The 21,721-nt window shown below is 59.4% G+C and carries 17 protein-coding genes; 7 read left to right on the top strand and 10 right to left on the bottom strand.

The window, feature by feature from the left end; translation table 11 throughout:
• Positions 1-18 precede the first annotated feature (18 nt).
• The 4 genes from FKG95_RS23360 to FKG95_RS23345 all read left to right on the top strand — a co-directional run bounded on the left by FKG95_RS23360 (position 19) and on the right by FKG95_RS23345 (position 4,025).
• Complete coding sequence (locus FKG95_RS23360) at positions 19-834, top strand: DUF6134 family protein (protein WP_142898839.1); 816 nt, start codon at positions 19-21, stop codon at positions 832-834.
• A 287-nt stretch (positions 835-1,121) separates the two neighbouring features.
• The gene (locus tag FKG95_RS23355; protein ID WP_142898838.1) at positions 1,122-2,528 is read left to right on the top strand and encodes a DEAD/DEAH box helicase; all 1,407 of its coding nucleotides are present in this window, start codon (positions 1,122-1,124) and stop codon (positions 2,526-2,528) included.
• Positions 2,529-2,629: 101 nt separating this feature from the next.
• Positions 2,630-2,836 (top strand): cold-shock protein, encoded by a 207-nt coding sequence (locus FKG95_RS23350; RefSeq protein ID WP_142898837.1) that lies wholly within the window; start codon positions 2,630-2,632, stop codon positions 2,834-2,836.
• 289 nt (positions 2,837-3,125) lie between these two features.
• Positions 3,126-4,025, top strand: coding sequence for an NAD(P)-dependent oxidoreductase (locus FKG95_RS23345; protein WP_142898836.1), 900 nt, complete (start codon positions 3,126-3,128; stop codon positions 4,023-4,025).
• A gap of 22 nt (positions 4,026-4,047) precedes the next feature.
• Here FKG95_RS23345 and ftrA read toward each other — a convergent pair whose 3' ends face one another.
• The gene (gene ftrA, locus FKG95_RS23340; RefSeq protein WP_142898835.1) at positions 4,048-5,013 is read right to left on the bottom strand and encodes a transcriptional regulator FtrA; all 966 of its coding nucleotides are present in this window, start codon (positions 5,011-5,013) and stop codon (positions 4,048-4,050) included.
• 99 nt (positions 5,014-5,112) lie between these two features.
• On the opposite strand from ftrA, the gene FKG95_RS23335 reads away from it, so the two are divergent.
• Positions 5,113-5,517 carry a rhodanese-like domain-containing protein gene (locus FKG95_RS23335; RefSeq protein WP_142898834.1) on the top strand — a complete coding sequence of 135 codons (405 nt, stop codon included), beginning with the start codon at positions 5,113-5,115 and terminating at the stop codon, positions 5,515-5,517.
• A 52-nt stretch (positions 5,518-5,569) separates the two neighbouring features.
• On the opposite strand, the gene FKG95_RS23330 is transcribed toward FKG95_RS23335, so the two are convergent.
• The 4 genes from FKG95_RS23330 to FKG95_RS23315 all read right to left on the bottom strand — a co-directional run bounded on the left by FKG95_RS23330 (position 5,570) and on the right by FKG95_RS23315 (position 11,257).
• Positions 5,570-7,075: a lipopolysaccharide biosynthesis protein gene (locus tag FKG95_RS23330; protein WP_142898833.1), complete on the bottom strand. Its 1,506-nt coding sequence runs from the start codon at positions 7,073-7,075 to the stop codon at positions 5,570-5,572.
• 36 nt (positions 7,076-7,111) lie between these two features.
• On the bottom strand, positions 7,112-8,692 hold the full coding sequence (locus tag FKG95_RS23325) for an alkaline phosphatase family protein (RefSeq protein ID WP_142898832.1): 1,581 nt from the start codon (positions 8,690-8,692) through the stop codon (positions 7,112-7,114).
• A gap of 81 nt (positions 8,693-8,773) precedes the next feature.
• Positions 8,774-9,859 carry a glycosyltransferase family 2 protein gene (locus FKG95_RS23320; RefSeq protein ID WP_142898831.1) on the bottom strand — a complete coding sequence of 362 codons (1,086 nt, stop codon included), beginning with the start codon at positions 9,857-9,859 and terminating at the stop codon, positions 8,774-8,776.
• A 504-nt stretch (positions 9,860-10,363) separates the two neighbouring features.
• Entirely contained in the window at positions 10,364-11,257 is an 894-nt protein-coding gene (locus tag FKG95_RS23315) for a glycosyltransferase family 2 protein (protein ID WP_142898830.1), read from the bottom strand.
• A gap of 616 nt (positions 11,258-11,873) precedes the next feature.
• On the opposite strand from FKG95_RS23315, the gene FKG95_RS23310 reads away from it, so the two are divergent.
• Complete coding sequence (locus FKG95_RS23310) at positions 11,874-12,449, top strand: rhodanese-like domain-containing protein (protein WP_142898829.1); 576 nt, start codon at positions 11,874-11,876, stop codon at positions 12,447-12,449.
• Positions 12,450-12,794: 345 nt separating this feature from the next.
• Here FKG95_RS23310 and FKG95_RS23305 read toward each other — a convergent pair whose 3' ends face one another.
• Positions 12,795-13,517, bottom strand: a complete 723-nt coding sequence (locus FKG95_RS23305) for a sulfite exporter TauE/SafE family protein (protein ID WP_142898828.1) — start codon at positions 13,515-13,517, stop codon at positions 12,795-12,797.
• A gap of 720 nt (positions 13,518-14,237) precedes the next feature.
• Between FKG95_RS23305 and FKG95_RS23300 the strand changes: the two genes are divergently transcribed.
• Complete coding sequence (locus FKG95_RS23300; protein ID WP_142898827.1) at positions 14,238-15,551, top strand: Hsp70 family protein; 1,314 nt, start codon at positions 14,238-14,240, stop codon at positions 15,549-15,551.
• Positions 15,552-15,617: 66 nt separating this feature from the next.
• Here the strand turns inward: FKG95_RS23300 and FKG95_RS23295 are convergent, their stop codons facing one another.
• From FKG95_RS23295 to FKG95_RS23280, 4 genes are all read right to left on the bottom strand, one after another.
• Positions 15,618-17,675 carry a methyl-accepting chemotaxis protein gene (locus tag FKG95_RS23295; RefSeq protein ID WP_142898826.1) on the bottom strand — a complete coding sequence of 686 codons (2,058 nt, stop codon included), beginning with the start codon at positions 17,673-17,675 and terminating at the stop codon, positions 15,618-15,620.
• A 443-nt stretch (positions 17,676-18,118) separates the two neighbouring features.
• Positions 18,119-19,360: a mandelate racemase/muconate lactonizing enzyme family protein gene (locus tag FKG95_RS23290; RefSeq protein WP_142898825.1), complete on the bottom strand. Its 1,242-nt coding sequence runs from the start codon at positions 19,358-19,360 to the stop codon at positions 18,119-18,121.
• 181 nt (positions 19,361-19,541) lie between these two features.
• Positions 19,542-19,973: a hypothetical protein gene (locus FKG95_RS23285; RefSeq protein ID WP_142898824.1), complete on the bottom strand. Its 432-nt coding sequence runs from the start codon at positions 19,971-19,973 to the stop codon at positions 19,542-19,544.
• A gap of 176 nt (positions 19,974-20,149) precedes the next feature.
• Positions 20,150-21,607, bottom strand: a complete 1,458-nt coding sequence (locus FKG95_RS23280) for a hypothetical protein (protein ID WP_142898823.1) — start codon at positions 21,605-21,607, stop codon at positions 20,150-20,152.
• Positions 21,608-21,721: the final 114 nt, after the last annotated feature.

The following is a 21,721-nucleotide window of genomic DNA, read 5'->3' as shown; positions in this document are numbered from 1 at the left end:
CAGATGAAGGAAAGACCCATGACTGCACGGACTTCGAGCCGCACATCGTTTGCCGGTCAGGCCTCAAAGGCTCTGACGGTCACGCTCTTCGCCGCACTCTTCCTGGGCCTGCTCGCCAAGCAGGCATCCGCGGGTGATCTGGATCAGGTCAGCGCCATCCACAAGAAGAGTGACTTTGGCTTCAGCGTCCTGCGTGAAGGTGATGCGATCGGGAACCACAGCATCGATTTTACCCGGCGCGGCGAAGACTTGGTCGTTGATGTGAGCATCGACCTTGAGGTCAAGTTCGCTTTCATCACGGTCTATCGCTACACGCACCGAAACCAGGAAATCTGGCGCGACGGGCAGCTCTACTCGATCAAGACAAAGACCGATGACGACGGCACCGAGCACTGGGTCAAGGGCCGGGCCAGCGCCGAGGGCTTCGTGGTCGAATCTGACAGCGGCAACGCGGTCCTGCCGTCCGACGTTATCCCCAGCAGCTACTGGCACCCGGATACGCCCAAAGCCGAGACGCTCCTGAACACCCAAACCGGCGAGCTCGCACAGATCAACGTGGCAGCAGCAGCGAGCAAGAGCTATGTCCCCATGCCCTGGGGACAAGAAGCCGCGCGCAGTTTCGAAATTTCAGGCGATGTCGATCTCAATCTTTGGTACGACGACAAGGGCTGCCTGCTGAAGATGAACTTCGCTGCGCCCGGTGACGGCTCGCAAATCGACTATGTGCCCGCGCGGCATCCCGTGTCGGCCAGCGGTCCAAGCCTTGCGGGTTACCCCCTGATCGGAGACTGCGTTCGGCTCGAAATGACCAGCATCGGGCCTGCACAGCACTGAAAATAAAGCGGTTTGAGAGACCGGGACCGGCCCATGGCCGGGCCGGCTCTCAAAACCCCTGCGAATAGATTAAGCTTGACTTCTGACGCGGGATACCACATTTGTGCATTGCATCATCATCTTATGATAGCGCGATACGCACCAAACATAACCGAGTGCGTCGTATCATGAGACAGTATAATTATTTTGTTTTCGTCCCCCGTCGCGCACGGGACGCAATGAGAGCGTCGCACAGTAGATCGAAGAACAGTGACGATTTACCGTGATAAAGCGCAGAAAGACACTTCTTGACCACTAGTACTTTTGCCGAGCTCGGCATTGTCGAGCCCCTTCAGCGTGCGTTGCACGCGGAAAACTACCTCAATCCGACTCCCATTCAGCAACAGGCCATCCCGCTCCTGCTTAAAGGCAGGGATTTGCTCGGGATCGCTCAGACCGGAACCGGTAAAACCGCCGCCTTCGCCCTGCCCCTGCTGCAGCGACTGTCCGAATCGGACCAGCGCGCGCCGGCGCGCGGCACCAGGGCACTCATCCTGGCACCGACACGAGAACTGGCGATCCAGATCGGTGAAGGCATCGAGACCTATGGCACGCACCTGAAGCTTCGCCACAGCGTAATCTTCGGTGGAGTTGGCCAGAACCCGCAGGTGCGGGCCTTGTCAAAAGGGCTCGATATCCTGGTTGCGACCCCAGGCCGCCTTCTGGACCTGCTGTCGCAGAAGCACCTGCGCCTGGACGCAGTCGAGATCCTGATCCTGGACGAGGCCGACCGCATGCTGGACATGGGCTTCATCCGCGATGTCCGTAAGATCGTCGCGGCTGTGCCGAAAAAGCGCCATTCGCTGCTCTTCTCGGCCACCATGCCGAACGATGTCGCACATCTTGCCGCAGACCTTCTGAACGACCCGCAACGGGTTGAGATTACCCCGGCGGCCACGACGGTCGAGCGGATCGAACAGCAGGTTTATTTTGTCGACGGCAGCCGGAAACGCGGCCTGCTGGCAACACTGCTTGCCGACACAGACTTTGCCCGCGTGATCGTTTTCACCCGCACCAAGCATGGCGCCAACCGGGTGGCCGGCCATCTTGAGAAGGCCGGCATCACAGCCCGTGCAATCCATGGCAACAAGTCGCAGTCGGCCCGCCAAAAGGCGCTCTCCGAGTTCAAGGAAGGCTCAGTCCGGGTTCTCGTGGCGACCGATATCGCCGCGCGGGGCATCGATGTGGATAACGTCACGCACGTCATCAATTTCGAACTGCCGAACGAGCCGGAAAGTTACGTCCATCGGATTGGCCGGACCGCGCGCGCCGGCACGACGGGGATCGCCGTCTCCTTCTGCGATTCGAAAGAGCGCAGCTACCTGCGCGACATCGAACGTCTGACCAAGAAGCGGTTGAGCGTTGCCGGGACCCCTGAAGGTTTTGCCCAGGCCGCAAGTCCTGAAGCGGACCGCGACAACCGGGACGAACGCCGGGGCAACGGACCCAAACGCCAGCGCAACCGGGGCCGCAAACCAGGGCGCCCGCAACAAAAGCAACCTGCAGGTAAGAAGCAGGAGCGATCGAAACAGCCGGTGGCCGCCCAGGGCGCCCAGAAAGCGGCTGCGAAGCAGAACGGCCAGGCGGCCGATCCCGCAAAACCGAGGAATCGCAGGCGGCGGTCCAGGCGTGGTCCTGTCCGTACCGCGGCATGATAGGCACTTTTTTTGAGGCACGTTTCCAGATAGGGAACGTGGAGATTTCCACCCCGTGATCCAGGTCGGATCACATTCACACAGAAGACTAGGAACGATAAATGGCTACTGGTACCGTAAAGTGGTTTAACGCCCAGAAGGGCTTCGGCTTCATCCAACCTGACGATGGCGGCAAGGACGTTTTTGTCCACATTTCCGCAGTCGAGCGCTCCGGCATCGACCACCCGCAGGAAGGTCAGAAGATCGAATTCGATCTGGAGAATGACCGGCAGGGCCGTGCGTCCGCCGCGAACCTCCGCGTAGAGTAAAACCGGTTTATTGACCGCCGTTCAAACCCGCCATCGGGTCTGAACGGGCAGGAATAGAAAAAGCGTCCCGCATAGCGGGGCGCTTTTTTTGTCTCCGCACAGGCTCCCGGAAGAGTGCAGCAAAGAGAGCATACCTGCGTCTTTCCGCAAAGCAGTCTGCTGGGAGAGACATAGCGCGGCGTGCCTCCGTCGTTTAGACTTTGCCTCTAAATCTCCTTCAGTCGGGAGAGATGGTGAAACTGCGCCCGACTGCCGGCACAACAACGAACAGCACCAGGGATAGGAAGATATGAGTAAGCAACGCATTGGTTTTGTCGGGATCGGGCTGATCGGGCGGGCCATGTGCCTCAACCTGATCAACAAAGGCTATCCGCTCACGGTCATGGCGCACCGCAACCGCGCACCCATTGATGAACTCGTCGGCAAAGGCGCTCAGGAAGCGGCCAACGCCGGCGCGCTGGCACTGGAAGCAGACGTCATCTTCATCTGCGTGACGACTTCGGATGCCGTGGAAGCGGTGATCACCGGCGAGGCCGGCCTGCTCAGCGGAATCCAGCCGGGCACGCTGGTGGTGGACTGTGGTACATCGGATCCGACTTCGACCGCGCGTATGGGCGCGGCCCTGGAAGCAAAGGGTGCAAAGCTGATCGATGCTCCATTGGGCCGCACGCCCCTGCATGCGGAACAGGGCCTGCTCAACATGATGGTCGGCGGCGGTGAGGATGAGGTGCAGAAGGTCTGGCCGGTTCTCGAAGACATGGCCGAGAACATCTTCCATGTCGGCCCCCTGGGCAGCGGGCACAAGCTGAAACTGATCAACAATTTTTTTGCCATGACCACGGCCTCGGCGATCTCGGAAGCCGCCGCAATGGCGGTCAAGACCGGTGTCGATCTGGAAAATCTCTACAAGGTGATGGCCGCCGGCCCCCTCAAAAGCGGCATGTTCGATTTCTGCATGACAAATGCCATGAAAGGCGATGCCTCAAACCTGCAATTCTCGGTCGCGAATGCCCGAAAGGACGTCGGCTACTACATGCGCATGGCCGAAGCCGCCGACATGCCCTCTTTTATCGCGCCTGCCACCTATCACCTGCTTTCCATGGCCAAAGCCGACGGGCGAGGCGAGGACTATGTGCCGACACTCTGTGATTTCGTCGGCGATGTGGGCGGCGTCAAACTGCGCGATTGAGTTTCCGGGTCAGACCAGAAAATCAGACCGGCAGCGACCGGCTAAAGCTCTGGCGGTATCGGGTCGGTGAAACCCCGACCTGACCGCGGAAATGGTGCCGCAGAGTCATCGCGGTGCCGAAGCCGACCCGGGTTGCGATCTCCTCGACCGAGTGGCTTGTGGTCTCGAGAAGCTCCTTACCGGCGGCCACCCGCTGATTGATCAGCCATTGCTTGGGGCTGACGCCGGTGCTTTGCCGGAACTGACGGTCGAAGGTGCGTCGGCTCATCGCTGCCAAATCGGCCATTTCATCGACCCCGATATCTCTCTGCAGATGCTCGCGCGCCCAATCGAGCACCGAAGAAAGCTTGTTTTCTTCGGTGCGCAGGGGCTGCTCGATAAACTGCGCCTGCCCACCCTCGCGATGCGGCTGGACAACCAGCCGGCGCGCGACCGCATTCGCTATGCCCGAACCAAAATCGCGCCGGATGACATGCAGGCTAAGATCGATGGCCGAGGCGCTGCCCGCTGCCGTCGCGAGACCACCTTCATCGATGTAAAGCACGTCTGGTACAAAACTGACCTTGGGAAAGAGTTTTTTAAAGCGCTCGCCATACCGCCAATGTGTCGTCGCACGCCGCCCGTTTAACAGTCCCGTTGCCGCCAGAACAAAGGCCCCGGAGCAGAAGGAAAGCAGCTCCGCGCCACGCGCATGCGCGACCCGCAGGTCGTAGAGCAGTCCCTCCGGTGGACGTTCGTTCAGATCCCGCCAGCCGGGTATGATTATGCGGTCCGCCTTCCGCAGCCCCTCCAACCCCCGGTCAGGCAGGATCTTGAGACCTCCAAGCGAGGACAAGAGCCCCGTTTCCAGTCCGCAGATGGAAAAGTCGTACCATTGTTCGAATTCAGGTCGCGGCAAACCGAACAGCTCGGTCGCGATTCCGAACTCGAAAGCGCAGAGACGGTCGTAGGCCAGAACGGCGACGGAAAGTGGGTTTGAGCCGGACATGGCTTGTTTTTAACGTATATTGTCTTTTCAGCCAATTGCGGATTTCGCCTTAAAACTGCGATCTAGGGGCATTGAGTCTCTAGCTTTGAGGAAAAATGCATGAAAAACCCGGTTACAGACGCCCCCGCGGCCGCGCCCGAAGAAGCCATCGCCCACTTTGAACGGCGCCTGCGCGTCGAGACCGACTGCGCCGACGTCCATCAGAGCATGGCGGAGAATGCGGCGGATTTTTTCCTGCTGGACGTGCGCGGCCCCAATGCCTTCGCCCGCGGCCATATCCCGGGGGCGCAAAACCTACCCCATGCCGCCATGGACGCGGAACGAATGGCGGAATTTCCTGCGGAATCCCTCTTTGTCGTCTACTGCGCCGGTCCCCATTGCAACGGTGCGAACCGGGCCGCCGTCCGCCTGGCGCGCTTAGGGCTGCCGGTCAAGGAGATGATCGGCGGAATAACCGGATGGCAGGATGAGGGCTTCGACCTGGAGACCGGGGCATCGGCCTAAAGACCGGGTCTTCGAGTGACGCGCCGGGGCTTCGCTGTCGTCAGCGGGGCCTCTAAGCCCCGTCCCGTGACGGCAGCATCCGGCGCGAGGTGAGAAAGTCTCTCACGAGGCCGAGGATATAGGACTCGGCGCCATCGCGCCTGCCTGTGATGATCCACAAGCCGAGGATGCTCGCGAGATAGATCACAGCGCCCAGAATCACGCAGCCCGCCAGTTTGACCAGCAGATAAGGTTGTAGCGCCGACTGCTCCAGCCAATCATGGAGCAGTCGAACGCTCATACTCATGGCCGCAACGCCAACCACAGGCCGCCAGATCTGAGCCAGAAAATCTGCGATGCGGATCCGGAGCATAGGCAGAACAATCGCGTAGTCGACAAACCGTGTGACGACGGCAGACACGACCAGCGCCAGCCCTGCTCCAACCGCGCCGTAAACAGCAACCCAGTAGATGCAACAGGGCACCAGAACCGCAAGGCGCAGGGCCGACAACCAGACGGTAATCACAGGTTTGCCGAGCGCCAAATACACCAAATGGCTATTGGTTCCCAGAATCACGATCGCACCCTGCAGGCAGAGGACCTGAATGATCGGGACCGTATCCAGCCAGTTCCAGCCAAGCAAGACGGGAACAATGTAATCCGCGGTGGCGGCGATCCCCACCGGAATAGGCAATCCCACCAGCACGATGACGGCAAGTGCCCAGCGGAAGGAGTCCGCCAGCTGCGCCCGATCCTGGCTCATTTTGGCAAAGCCCGGGAAGAGCGCCCGGCGGATCGGCGCCGCCAGTTCCGTCGAGGCCAGATTGGCTATTTCAAAACCGATGTTGAAAAACGCCAGGGCCTGCGTCCCGGTCATCCGGCCGATCACCAGCGCCGGCAGCCGCTCATTAAAACCATGCAGCAGATTCTGCAGCATGATCCACTTGGAGAAATTGAAAATTGTGGAGAAGCGCGACAGGGTCAGCCGGGGCCGGAAGTCGCTCATACGGTAACTCAGGAGCACCCTGAGCGTGGCCCGCAAGATCATTCCGATCACCAGCGCCCAGTGATCGCGCAGGACAAACGCCAGAACGATCGTCACAGCGGCGCCGCTGAGGCGGGTCGCAAAGTTAAAGACGAAGTCCTTGTGAAACGCCAGATCCTTGCGAAAATCGACGGTCCCGATGTTTTCCAGCCCCCTGACCACCGGCAGGGCCGCGAGGACGTAAATCACGAGCTCTGCATCTGGTGCATCGAAAAATATCGCCGCCGGAGACGCCGCAATCAGGAGAAATGCCGAGAGCGCCAAGCCCTTGCAGATATTCATCGTCCAGGCGGTGTCGTAACTCTCCCGCGGCGCGGCCTGATCGTGGATCAGCGCATTCTCGACCCCCAGTTCGGCGAAAATCTCCAGGATTGCCAGCAGCAGGATGGCATAAGCCACAAGGCCAAAATCCTCCGGCAGCAAAAGACGCGCCAGAACCGCCATGCTGATCAGGCCGATCAGCCGATCGCCGAACCGCATGAAAACCATCCAGCCTGCGCCGACCGCGATACGTTTTTTAATCTCGGCGGACACGTGAGCCCCCGGCCACCTGGAGGAAGAGACTTAGTGTCATCCTTGCCGCTGCTCCGCAAGCGGCTTTACCGCCTGCAGGAGTTCATGGATCGGCCTTCCATCGACATCCGGCAGCTCCACGCCCAGCAGCTCCGCAATCGTGGGGGCGAATTCGATGCAGGTCACCTTCCGCGGAAGCCGCTTTGCCGAAATCCCGGGGCCCTTGGCAACAAAGAGACCATCAGGCCTGTGTTCGCCGGTCCGGCAGTAACTGTACGTCCCGGACACATGCCCGATCTTGTTGGAACAGAGCCTCTCGATGGGAGCATCGTTGGTCCAGTCGACAAAGAGATCAGGCAGATGATCGCGTTCGGGGCCGTCGTAGATCTCGTCGCAACGGTAAACCTCGTTCACCACGGCCTTGCCGGTATCAAGATTGATGATGCCTTTGAGATCGCTGGTCAATTCATCCAGGAACGCCTCGTACTCGGCGTCCGGCTGCACCTGACCGTTGGGTTCCCGGCCCACAAGATTGACGCGGATGCCTGCATGCGCCGTATTGTTGCGCACAAAGAAACACTTGCCCTCGGAGGGTACGATTTTAGGAGGCGGTGTTTTTTCGGTATGGATCGCACCGCGGACCCGGTCTCTAAGAGGCTGCACGGAATCCCGAAAGGCCTGAGGCAGCTTCTGCCAGGCTTTGGTGACGAGGTCATCGACATGATCGATCGCGCCGGGCACCTCAACCGGTATGTCGGCGGGCGCCGCGACGCCCAGTGCGATCAGAATCTCGGGCAGCAGAAAATCCGCGTTGTACTTGGGCCCGATACCGTGGTTGGCCAAAAAAATGATCGTGGTGTCATCGTCAAGACGCTCGAGAATACGCCCGATACCCTCGTCAATGGCGACGTAGACATCTCTCAGTCGGTCGCCGACGCCGGCCTCGACCGCTTCAGCGTGGCGGGGATGCTTGGAGTCGTGCAGATGCCAAAGCAGATGGCCGCCGCAATGAGCCTCGGTGAACACCTGGGCAAAGAGATCCCAGTCTTCGCGCTGCACGAAGTCCTCCGACAGCTCTGCCTTCATCTCGGCACCGCGCACCAACTCATCGGCAAAGCGGTTCAGTTCACCGATCGGGCGGTCCGCATCGCTGTTGCCGCTGACCGGATGCAGGCCGAAACGTGAGACAATCTCCCGCCGCAAGGCGTCACTTGACGCGTGGAAACCGTACGCTGCGTCATGAGCGCCCCACTCGACGGTCTGCAGACCGTTGATATCAGGCGAAACCCGGCTATGGGGAATATCGAGAATACAAGAGCGGACACCCTGTGCGCTCAAGGTCTCCCAGAACTGCGGCTTTTGCATGTGGTCACCGGCTTTGCAGCGATAGCTTTCATAGCTGCCCGGCCGAAGCTGTTCCCAGGAATGCACCCGGTTTGTCGCAGGGGTGCAGCCGGTGATAAAGGATGGCCAGTGCGCGCCAACGTAAACGCCGGGCAGACCGGTCGTCTCGCCAACCAGTCCGGTCTCAAGAAGGTTCTTGATGTTTGGCAGGTCACCCGATGCGACCCATTTGTTGATCAGATCCTTGTCACCGGAACAAATGCCGATAAAGGCGACCTTATTTTTTTTCGTCATAACTCTAATATCCAATGTTAGCCCACGATCAGGCTTGATGCGAACCTCCCGGAGCCGCTCTGCGCAGTCCCGGGGGCCTGTTCAACGCAGGACCGCGAGTCCCCGTAAAAGGTGAAAGCTGTAAATGCAGAAGAAACGAAAATTCGATGCAACCTTAGAGCCATCGGCACATTTTCGGGGCAGCAGGAGCGCATGAAGCTCCCAGTAAACCTGTCTAATCAGGTCTCGGTCACCGGCGTTAATATGTTTCGCGAATAGCGCGGCCCGCCCCTGGGTGTAATTGGATTTGAGGGCCTGGATATCGGCTTCCGCCCTGCGGCCATGCGCGTGCTCGATCAGTATTCGGGGGTCGTAGATGACCTTGCCGCCGCTCTTAAGGACCCGGTAGAAAAAGTCGTGATCCTCGCCAGCCTGGAAGCGGCCGCCCGCTCCCATTGAGGCATCGAAGGTACCAACCCGGCTGATTGCAGCGGCTGAAACTGCAAAATTGCAGCCGATCAAGCGGCTGAAGAGATCATCAAGTGTTTGCACACTGCAGAGATCCTGAAATCGCCGGACAGAGATCTCGTGATCTTTGGGATCGTAAAGCTCGACCCGGCCGCCCACGAGCGCGAGATCGGGATCCTCCTGAAAGACGTGAGCAATTGCCTGGAGCCACCCTTTATCGATCATGCAGTCATCATCGGTAAAGGTCAGAATTTCGTACCGCGCCGCACGAATGCCGGCGTTCCGGGCCGAGGAGACACCCCCAACCGGCTCAAAAATGTACCGCAAAGGCAACCCGGTATTGGCAATCAGATCCTCGACGAGCTTTGCGGTGTCGTCGCTGGAGCCATTGTCGACAAGGATCAATTCCCACTGTGCAACGCCAGACAGATCAAGCTGTTCGAAGCGGCGCAAGCACTTTTCAAGCTGGGATGCGCGGTTTCGCGTGGCAATGACAACCGAGATCATCGGCGGCACCCTACGGTTGGTCGCCTCATGATTTCGATGGAAGTCAGGTTCCAGTTCTCTTGACATCGCCGAGCCATTCGAGACACCCAAAGCCGCATCGCCCCGCTGTTGCGCGGAGATAACAAAACGTGGCGAGGATGGATTGGCTCTCAGAGCCGTGAAGGCTCCCCCGGTCGGCCGGTCAACAAGGGAATCTCCAATCAGAACGGTCAATCGCGTTCTGCCGAGTAGAAAACGCTGTTTCCCCAGACGTGCCCACACCAATACCTCGCCGTCGATAATCGATGCGTAGCAAAATTTTCTAAATATTAAATAAATTCTACAGTTATCTGACAAGCGTAATTACGCATTTTCTACTATAAACATGACGAGAAAAGGCGAAATTGTATGTGGTCGGCCAGCAACAGCATTTGGTCCATTCCATAAGTCGGTTCAACAGCCAAAGGGTTCAAAAGTCCGCGCAGGAATCTGCAGTCTGCAGGGTGAGGGTGGCTCAGCGCTTCAGTTCCTATTTCGAGAGCGCAGAGAAAACTGCAGAGAAAAGGGCGGAAAAAGCGCAGAGAACAGCGGCCGGGGAAGGTCGAATAGCGCGTGCGCAAGGCCAGATTCGAACGAAAATGCGCCGCCTTTCAACAGAACTGACGCGAGAGTCTGGTGCGGCCGGGGCCAGACGTGGGCCAGACCGGGGCCAGACCTGAGACCGAGGCTGAAGCTGGTTCAGTGCAGGAAAAGGAAGCTCCGCACAAGACTGGTCAGGTAGATGCGGGCTGATTCGGGCTCCCGCGTGGTTCGGACTCCATCGGGCCGTTGGCGCGACGAAAGATAGGCGCAGAGCTCCCAATATGCACGCTTGATCAACCTGCGATCGCCGGCCCGGATATGCTTTCCGAAGATCGTAGCCCGGCCCTTGACGTAGTTTGCCTTAAGAGCCCTCACTTCGTCTTGCGCGCGCCGCCCATGGGCATGTTCGACCCGCACGGAGGGTTCGTAGATGACCTTCCCTCCGCACTTCAGAACGCGATAGAAAAGCTCGTGATCCTCGCCAGCCTTGAAGCGTGTCCCCGGCCCCATCGAAGTATCGAAAGCGCCCGCCCCGGCGAGGGCAGCTGCCGATATCGCAATGTTACAGCCGATCAGGCGGGTAAACATGTCGTCTATGGTCTTTATCTCGTAACGGTCGTCGAAACGGCGGATCGAAATCTCGTAGTCTTCCGGATCAAAAAGATCGACGCGCCCACCGACCATGGCCACAGCCGGGTCATCGGCAAAAACCTGCTGAATCGAATGAAGCCAGGACGGGTCGACACGGCAGTCATCGTCCGTAAAAGCAAGGATGTCATGACGCGCAGCGCGAATGCCTGCGTTACGGGCAGCTGATACCCCGGGCGTAGGTTCGAAGATATAACTCAAGGGAAAGTCACACTCTGCCTGCAGCGCTCTGATGCGTGCGGCGGTGTCGTCACTTGAGCCGTTGTCGATAACAATCAGTTCCCAGGCTGCGCCCGGTTTAGGCGCAAGATCGCGAAACCGCTCGATGCACTTGGCAATTTGCGCAGAGCGATTAAGCGTGGCGATAACGACAGAGACCGAACTCGTGCTATGTTGCGGCATAATAACAGACTTCGCCTCAGAAGGCCTCGGCTACAGATTGCGGAAAAAAACGGGAACACTGAGCACTCTGAATTTTGCATCCAGTAGCATGAAAACATTTACGGAAATACCAAACCCCATACAAGTCTCCCTTGCCGATCTCCAGTCAATACAGCCCTGCGCCCAAATAATACACAGCAGGAACAGTCTCTCCCAGACATAAACAACGAGACTATTGAACAACACTCAATCTCGATTCGGGATCCGCGCTCACCATCATATCTGTCAGGTTTCAGTCGTCTCGCTGCGATTCCGCCATAGCCTTGGGGCAATTACGCGTCTGCGCCGGTATGACCGAATTCGCTTTAGATTCGGCGCAGCCAAGCTTGGAGTTTTCCAAGTTATAAACCGCCCGGGGCTCCTCCAAGGCGAGGCCCCTGAGGTCGTGCCAAGACCGGAAGGCGACGTCCCGCGACTTTTACCCGCAGTGAGCCAAGTCCTATCCGCCGGCAACAAGCGCATGCGCTTTCCGGGTCCTACAGACCCTTGCATTCTGATCGATCCATCATATATTAATTTTCGAATATGTTATGATAGCGTGGTGTCAGCATCAGCTGCATGGCCGGAGGAGATATCAATGTCAGGCGCTTTACAGGAAGTCGACGCGGTCACAGCGAAAAGCTGGCTGGATCAGGGCAAAGCGCGGCTGTTCGACATTCGCGAAGCGGATGAGTTTCATAGAGAGCACATCTCCGGTGCCCAGCTGATTCCGCGTGCCAAACTCGAGGGCTGGAAGCCCGGCCAGGACGAGACCGGGACAACGATCGCGGTCTTCCATTGCAGCAGCGGGCAGCGCACACGCGAGGCCGGCTCACAGATCCAGAGCTGCGGTTACCCGGAGGTCTATGCGCTGAAGGGTGGCCTGGCCGCCTGGAAGTCAGCGGGCCTGACAACGGAACTGAACCGCAAAGCGCCTATAAGTCTGCAACGACAGGTCCAGATCACGGCGGGCAGCATGGTCGTGATCGGCCTTCTCCTGGCGTGGCTGGTTTCGCCCTGGTTCGCGCTCCTGAGCGGTTTCGTTGGCGCCGGGTTGATTTTCGCCGGCCTGTCCAACACCTGCGCCCTGGCGAGGATCCTGGCGTTAATGCCTTACAATCGCAGGGAAATTTCCACCACAGCAAACTCATCCCCCGAGGCCGCCGCGCGCTAGGTTGAGAACTCATATTCCTTGACGGTCTTGATCGTATTTTGCCGGGTTTTAGGCAGGCGAGGGCTCGAAAGCGGGCCTGAAGGCCCGGTAAGAGGCGTCAACGCACCTAAAACCCGGCAAAATACGACCCGCCTAGGCGATAAGACTATGAGTTCTGGAAACCACGTTCTGGGAACCAAGTTCTGGACAGCGTCGTGTCGCCCTTCTTTCAGCTATGGGGTCACGATGCTTCAGCATAGCTCCACTCTTAACTCCTTGCCAGAAAACATAATTTTATCGTCAGGACCGTCAAAGATCATGAGTTCCCAACCTAGAGATCAGGTTTATCTGATCTAACTCTATGGTCTAGATCCAGCCCGCGCTTTCAAACAGCGTGATGGAGCCGACCAGAATCGTGATGCAGCCGATGGCGCCCTGCAGGATATGGTTGGTCTGGGTCATGGCCCGGGCGGACCAGACCAGCGGAACGGCGATGGCGGCGGAAAGAAGTCCCATGCCGACGATCGAGCCGGCACCGAAGAGCATCACGTAACCGAGTCCGATCCAGGGCGACTCAACGCTGGAGACCACGAGAACCAGCAAGGCCGCCGATCCCGCCATGCCATGGATCAAACCGACGAAAAGACTGCGCCAGGCAATCCCGCCGGGATTTTTAGCCGCGTGCTTATGCCTGTGATCGTGTTTGACCGGGCTGTGCGGCCCGGTTTCGCCGCGGTGGCTATGGGCGTGAATGTGGCGGACTCCACCGTCATGACGGTGGACGTGAAAGTGGACCCGGTCACGCAGCATGCGCCAGATTACATAAAGCCCGAGCAGAATCAGCATGATACCGACGGTGCCTTCGAGCCAACGCTCCATCCCTTCGCTGATGGTCGCGCCCAGCGCCAGGGCCGCGCCGGCAAAGAGAAAGAGGGTCAGGGTGTGACCGACACCCCAGGTGACGCCGTGCTTGACGATGTCACGCACCCCGCTGCGCCGGGCGGCGATGCTGGAGACCGCCGCCACGTGGTCGGCCTCCAAAGCGTGCTGCATACCGATCAGAAAGCCCACACCCAAAATACCCATCATCACCTTGAAATTCCTTAAAAAAATATACCGGCTGCGAGCTTTGCACCCCGGCATGCCGGCCTCGCCCCGTCCGTTTGCGACCGCGACTCCGCGCGCCGCAGCATCCTAGATGAGCCTCCCGGCGTTGGACATCATTTTGATGGTTGCGGCGATCGTTCCGGTGACATCTGCGGCGGTCGTCCTGGTTCGGTGCGACGGCAGAAAGGCCGGACGGCACGCATCCGTTTATCCCCAAAGTTTTGCCTCGGAAAAGTCACCACCGCTAACCGCGAATTCATGTTTGCATGTCAACATGACATACAAATGCCACAGCGCAGGGCAGGAAATCACTTGCGAGGTTTCCCATGCCAGCGCCCGCCGATGAAGAGACCGACCATGCCCGAACCCAAAAGCCCAGGCGACAGATTGGACAAGTTCATCACCACGGGTCTGATCGTCGTTGCGGGTCTGCTGGCGGTCATCTCAATCCTCCCGGGCGCTTGACGCGCCTCAGCCGGAATTCGATCCCGAAGTCAGCCGGAACTTGATCCCGCCATCAGAATGTGAGAAACGATCCGCCCCTCGGCGCGCGTGACGTTCTTAAGATCACGCCCGTGGGATCGATCCGGAGGCCACGCGCGGAAAACCCGCGGCAAGGGCTGACGGAGGCTCGGCCTGTGCGTAATCGCCGGCCCGGAGACGCCATTGCGGCAGGTGAGAGCATATCAGGGGGAGCGAATCATGACGTCCAGCCTCGGCCTCGACTTCGGCACCACCAACACCGTGGTCGCCCTGCCTGCCGCGCCGGGAAGCACAGACGGCGCGGCGCCGCTGGTCTTCGAGCATAACCGGCAGGAATTCTCGGCCTTCCGCTCGGTTCTCTCCTTCTGGACCGACGAGAGCCTGCCGAACAGCCCCATCGAGTCGGACGCCGGTCCCTGGGCCATCGAACACTTCATCGAGAACCCGGGCGATTGCCGCTTTCTGCAATCCCTGAAGTCCTTCGCCGCCAGTCCGCTCTTTTCCGAGACCCGGATTTACGGGCAGCGCTTTGGCTTCGAAGCCCTGATGGCGAAATTCCTGACGCTGATGCAGGCCCGTGCCGGATCGCAGATCGAAAAGCTGCCGCGCCGCCTGGTCGTGGGCCGTCCCGTGGAGTTCGCCGGCAGCGCGCCGGACCCCAAACTCGCCCTGGAGCGTTACCGCGCCGCGCTGGCGCGCTTCGGCGCGCAAGACGTGCGCTTTGTCTATGAACCGGTCGCGGCGGCCTTCTTCTTCGCCCAGCGCCTGACGCGCGACGCCACGGTTCTGGTGGCGGATTTCGGCGGCGGTACCAGCGACTTCTCGCTCATGCGCTTCGAGGTCAGAGGCAAAACCCTGCAAACCCGCGCGCTCGCCTCTTCGGGGGTCGGGGTCGCGGGCGATACCTTCGACTTCCATATCATCGACAAGCTGATCTCACCCAGCCTGGGCAAGGGCACGACCTACAGCTCGGGCAGCCAGGACCTCCTGCTGCCCAACCGCTTCTTCACCGCCTTCGCGCGCTGGAGCGAGCTCTCGGTCCTCAAAACATCACGGGATTTCCGGGAGCTCAAAAAGCTTCTCCGAACCAGCAACGAGCCGGAGCGGCTCCAGAACTTCATCGATCTTGTCGAGGGCGACCAGGGCTACGCACTCTATAAGGCAGTCTCGGAGGCGAAGGCCCGGCTCTCCAGCAGCGAGGAAACTGAACTCAGCTTCACCTGGGAAGACGTCGATCTCGGATTCACGGTCCGGCGCGCGGACTTCGAGCGCTGGATCGCCGGTGATCTGCAAAAGATGAGCGGCGCCGTGGATACAGCCATGCGGCGGGCGAAGCTCGAGAACAGCGAAGTCGACAAAGTCTTCCTGACCGGCGGCAGCTCCTTCGTCCCCGCCGTGCGCCGCATGTTCGAAGCGCGCTTCGGTGCCGAAAGAATCGAAACCGGCGACGAGCTGGTCTCCATCGCCCACGGACTGGCCCTGATCGGCGAGAGCGACGACATCGATCGCTGGTGCGCACCGGAGGAGATTTAGAGCGAGGAGAGCATCCGCACGTTGTTCCCTGCCGAAGAAAAAATAAGTGTTTCCCCCTCCGCCGGGTCAGGCGGCTTTGACGTCCTCGAGGAAGCGCTTGACCTGATCCCGAAGAGCATCGGACTGGCGCGAGAGTTCCTCGGCCGTGCGGAGGACCTGGGCGGCGGCTTCGCCGGATCGCGTCGCCGCGCCGTTGACCTCGTTGATACTTGCAGTGACCTCTTTGGTGCCCTCGGCGACTTCGTCGACATTCTGCGTGATATGGCTGGTCATGGTGGCCTGCTGCTCGACCGAAGTCGCAATGGCCGTCGCATTGCTTCCGATCTGATCGATAATGCCCCGCACCGAATTGATGGCGCCGACGGTTTCCGACGTGGCCCCCTGCATCGACGCAATCTGCGCGGAGATATCTTCGGTTGCCTTGGCGGTCTGGTTCGCCAGATTCTTGACCTCCGATGCGACCACGGCGAAACCCTTGCCCGCCTCGCCGGCACGGGCAGCCTCGATCGTGGCGTTGAGCGCCAGCAGGTTCGTCTGCTCAGCGATATCCTGGATCAGATTGACCACCTCACCGATTTTCTTGGCAGCCCCGGCCAGACCCTCCACGGTTTTGTTGGCCTGCTCCGCCTCCGCAATCGCGCGCTTCGCGATCTCGGTGGATTGTGTGACCTGACGGCTGATCTCGCCGACCGATCCGGTCAACGCGCCTGACGCAGAAGAAACGCTCTCGACATTTTCCGAGGTTTGCTCCGCCACGGACGTCACGATCTGCGCCTGCGAACGGGTTTCCTCGGCCGTGTCCGTCATGGACTTGGCCGTGGCGCGCATCTCGGCGGAGACCTTGCCCACGGTTTCGAGGACCGCGGAAACCTCCTCATCGAAGCTGCGGCTGCGCTCCGCCTGGTATTCGGCGCGCTTTCGCTTCTCGTCCTGCTCTTTTGCCTGCGCAGCAGCCAGACGCTGTGCTTCCAGGCCGTTGTCTTTGAAGACCTGAACCGCGCGCGACATTTCTCCGATCTCGTCGCTGCGCGCGATTCCGAAGACTTCCGTTGCATAGTCACCCCGGGACAGGGCGCACATGGCATCCGTCATGCGGGCAATCGGCGCCGTGATACTGCGCACGATGACCGCAACGAGAATGCCGGTCATCAGGAGCAGAAGCGACGACAAACCGCCAGCAATCATAAAACTGGACCGGGCATCGGTTTCGAGCCTATTTGCCTTCGCGACAAGGTCGGAGGCGATCCGGTCTTCGACGATTTTCATGTCGTTGATTCTCTGGGTCGTAATATCGAACCAGTATCCACCCTCAACCCAATCGTGCTCATCGGTGAAGGCACTTGTGATGGCCATCTCGCGCATCCGCTGCACCTCCGCGACAACCTCGCTGCGAAGTGTTCCGGGGAGCAGCCTGCGCTGCGCCTCCGTCGCATAGGCGTCAAAGACCGAGAGGAAAGCTTCCTGCTGCGCGATCAGGGCGATGAACTCCCGATAGATCTCGGGCGCGAAGAAACCCAGGCCGAAGCCGCTTGCGCCCATGGCACGTTCGATCCCGGCGCGTTCCTTGGCCTGCAGAAAATTGATATAGCCCGAGATACTGCGCCCGATCGAAGCATCGCTGCTGATGACCGCCATTTCGGCCACAATGCTCAGAAGCCGGGCAATCGTACCGGTATAGTATTCGGACATATCGCCAAGAGAGAACGCCAGGTCACTGACCCCGTCCCGCGAAGCCCGAAGCTGTGTCAAAGCTTCACGCGTTGTCGCGACTTTCGCGGCAAAGGCCGCGCCATAGGTATCGGCCGGAAACGGATCGATCACCTGGTTGAAGTGGCTCAGTACGGTGTCGGTTTCGCCCCATTGCGCCTCGAGGCGTATTTCGAAATCCTCAGATCCGTCGGAACTGATAAAGCCCGCGGAGGTGCCGCGCTCTTTCTGCAGTTCATGAACCAGTGCGCTGATCTCAGGCCCCAATTCCGCCAGTTCGCGGATATGCCTCATCTCGGATGCTGTCCGGCTTTGTCCGACAAGCGCGATACCCGAAAACAATACAAGCCCCAGAACAGGCAGCAAAAGCGCAAGAGCAATCTTGCTTCGGGTTTTTAGGTTGTTCAGAAAGTCCACAGTTCCTCTCTTCGGCTGGAATCTCCAGCCCTCTCAACGAACCGCTTCCGCTGGATAACCAGTGTTGGAAAGTCGCGAAAACCGAAACGACCATACAACTAAACCATTTAATAAATTACGTATTGTTTGTGTTTCTATATTTACCTGTACTGTCTGTTGCTATCCTCTGGAGAAGGCCGGAAATATTGGATTCCTGCTTTACTTAATGGCTTGAACGGCCCGAATCAGGTCGCCCATGATGCGGATCCGGGCAGCGGCAAATCCGCACACCTCTTGGATTTCAGGATTCGACTCCCGCGAACGCCGGAGTCCGGGAGCACACTATGCATCGCAGAAAGGGAGACCGGAGGCCAAGCCGGCTCCTCCGCGTGCGGGATCAGGACCTCGTTTGGTGGAACTGAAGTTTCACAAGACTGGACTGGTTTGAACCGCCCGAACGAAGCCTAAGTCTTCGAAATCCGGTAGGTCGCGTCGGCGCGCGTTTCCAGCCCCGGAACCAGATCCATTCCAAGGCCCGGGCCGTCGGGGACGGTGATCATACCGTTCTTAATCGGCGGCAGCTGGTCGACGAAATCCTGGTACCAGGCGTAATAAAAGCCACGGGCGATTTCCTGTTCGCGGACATTGCGCAGGCTGAGCGCCAGATGGGTCGAGACGGCCAGGGTGACCGGGCCGGAGCAGTCGTGAAAGGAGATGGGCCGGGACCGGGCTTCGGCCAGGGCCGCGACTTTGCGCGCGGCGGTGACACCGCCCGCCCAGACCACGTCCAGGATCGGCGTGCCGATGTTGCCGTCGTTGATCAGAGCCTCGAACTGGCCGAGGCTGGCCAGGGTCTCACCGCCCGCCAAGGGAGCGCGGGTGGCGCGTGCCAGTTCAGCCACTTCCCTGGTTCGGTCCATCCAGACCGGGTCCTCGATCCAGTCCATGTCGAGGGGCTCGAGCGCCGCCGCAATCTTCTTGGCGGCGTTCAGACTCCAGAGGCCATGCAGTTCGGCCTTCAGGCGCATCTTGTCGCCGTGGGCCGCGCGGATCTTCTCGAAGGGCGCGACGCCCTTTTTCAGATCGGCGGTTGAGATGTCCATGCCATCCGCGGCACCGGCCGCCAGATCGAGCGGCCAGATCTTCATGGAGAAGATGCCCATCTCCATGAGCGAGGCCGCGAGCTCTTCCGGGTGATGGAGAAAGGCTTCCAGATCTTCATGGGTTTGACGACCTGCCGGACTGCCCGCCGGACTGCCCGCCGGACTGCCCGCCGCGCCGCTGGCCGTCCCGAAATTGTCGGGCCGCACGGCGGAGGTCTTGGAAACGTAGTTCGGCCCCGCGCAGGTATTGTAAACCTGGATCGACTCCCGCGTCCGCCCGCCCAGCAGATCGCACAGCGGCCTGCCCGCCGCCTTCCCCGCCAGATCCCAGAGCGCCACATCCACCGCCGCCAGGGCGCGCACCTCGGCGCCGCTGCCGGTGAAGCCGGTGTAGGGTTGCATCTTCATGTTGAGGAATTCGATCCGGCTTGCGTCCTGCCCCAGAAGGATCGGCGCGATCCGGTCGTGAATATCCGCTTCGCAGCGCCCGGCTCCGAAGTAGGTCTCACCCAGACCGGTCAGGCCTTCGTCGGTGCGAACTCGTACCCAGAGGAGATTGGGATGATCGTCGAGGCGCAGGGTTTCGATGGCTTCGATTTTCACGAATGCGTCCTTTCGGGGGAACGGGTGGTAATGAGCTGCTACGATATGCAGAATTGATAATCAGAGACTGGCATGGTCGTCGCCACTTTCCAAGGCTGCCTGGCTCCGAGGAGGTACGCACACTCGCGTTCGACAAACTTCAGAGCAGTTTCCCGCGAAGTGATGCCTCTTACGGTCCGGCTTAACAAAAGTTTATGACCTCTCGCATTCCGGTTCTTTCAGCGAACCTGCATGGCAGTCTGATTTCTTTGGTCTCTTGGTAAAGACGCCCGCGCATGTTTTCGAGCCTGATTGGGTTCAGCGGTTTGCAGACGAGCATGAATCTTGACGTCTGACTTTCCCAATCGAAACTAAAAATACCTCTGCGCGCGACATCCCCCCAGGTGGATATGCTCGCATCAAATCCGCTGAACTGCTCATATTCGCAGCGTTTTTCTTCTCGCACGATTTCTTCGAAAGCTTCGTCGAACATGTTTTCGTTTCGGGTGCACGTTTCGGGTATGGGTCCGAATCCCGCTGTCGAAAAATAACCAACGGCCCCAACCTCATCGACAGCCATCCAGGCGTACTCCCAACCCAGAAAAACATGCTTGGTGTGAAATTTGACCTGCATGGCAGCACCTCTCTCGATCCGCCTAAACTGCTTGGGGCGAAACCTTCCATTTAACGAACTCACTTCAAACACTCTCGCAATTTATAAATTTGCGTTTCGGCAGGCCAATCAAACATTGGAAAAAATAGTCGCGCGGGAGGAACCCCGCGCGACAGATGTAACTTCTTTTCGACCCCCTAGTTGTTAAAGCTTCCGCGCCGCCGGGGCGGGCCGCTGCTCGGGTTCAGCAGATCACCGCCCAGGGGATCGCCTTTCACCACCTCCACGCCCTCGCAGAGGAAGTCCGAGGGTTCGCTGTCCAGGCGGCTGTCGTGGACGGCGGCGATGGCGTTGGCGTGCTCTTCATCGAAATTCGCCAGGATTGCGGCCGCGCGCGAGAGGAAGGGATCCATGCGGGTTTCATCCTGGGTCAGATCCTTGAAAAAGCCCTTTTCGCTGTTGGAGAGGAAGACCTTGATCATGCGCTTGAGGTTGACCTTCGGCTGGCTGCAGGCGCCGACAAAAGCAACGCGCTTTGCGGAACCCGGCGTGTCTTCGGCGCTGCCGAATTTCAGGCGGCCCAGGTCTTCGTACATCATGGCCATGAAGATCGATGTCCAGCCTTCGTCCAGCCGCTCGACCAGGTTCGGACGCGGCACGGGCTCACCCAGGCCGACACCGCTGGCGAGACTGGCCCGGTTGTCGGGCAAGTCCATCGCCGTGCCGAACTGCTCGAAACTGAAGCGTTGCTGAAAGGCATCCGCGGCACCCTCGTGAAACGCCGAGCAGGAGTTGGGTGCGAGGTCGTGGGTGTCGTGAGTCAGGACCAGATCCCAGGTCAAGCAGGCTTCGCCATGGAATTTGTCATAGAAAAGCGCATGAGCGGCCTCATGGATAAGGGTGTCCATTCTGAAACTGTCATGGGCACCATCCTTATGAATGTAGGTCACGCGGGTGACCGGGTTCACGTAGCTGGCTTCCGCCTCGCCCACGAGCGCGGAGTTATGGGGATACTTCACCACCAGCTTCCGCTCGAAGTCGTATTCCGGCCCGTAACCTTCGAGCACGTCATTCAGGAACTTGTAGACCGTCCAGAGCTCGGCATGACGGTAGACCTGAAAATCCGCGCGCTCATGATTGCCCGAGATGCCCGCGCCCGGCCCGAAGGTCAGGGTGCCGAGCTCGACCAGCGCGGGCGGCTTTTTGTTGCCCAGATTGGCGCTGTTCCAGGCCTCGTACCAGAGAACCTTCTTGTTGGTGGGAACGGTCGAATGCTCGTGCCGAAGTTCGATTTCACTGTCCTCGAACTTCACCTCGACCTTGAAATAGCGGTCGGCGCAGGACTTGTTTTTCGAGAGGGTGAATTCGCCGTCGCCATTGGTGCGCACGGTGCCCCATTCGCCCCAGGTCAAAGCCGTTCCGGTTTTGCCTGATACCTTGACCTGAATGTTCCGCAGGGGCTGCTTCTTGCCGAATTTATCGGCCATTTCATCGAGCTGATGCTCGACATTGAAGCTTCCCGAAATCCGCCAGTCGCAGTTTTTCGCGTTTGCCTGCGGCGTAAGTGCCGGGATCGAAAGCGCAGCCAAAGCCGCTGCCGCCAGCAGCCTTGAATAAACGGGCCTTAACGAGACGGGCCTTGAAGGAATAGACATAAAAAGAGACTCCTCATCTACCAGCCGGATCTATTTTCCCGGCGTCAATGACGAGACAGTCTCACGGTGCCTTGCGGGCTTGCGTGACGTGCTGCGTGAAATCAGCGTGAAACG

The organism is Denitrobaculum tricleocarpae (assembly GCF_007004665.1).
GTDB lineage: Bacteria > Pseudomonadota > Alphaproteobacteria > Kiloniellales > Kiloniellaceae > Denitrobaculum > Denitrobaculum tricleocarpae.
Note: the sequence above shows the minus strand (reverse complement) of the source record. Positions and strands in the feature narration are given on the sequence as shown.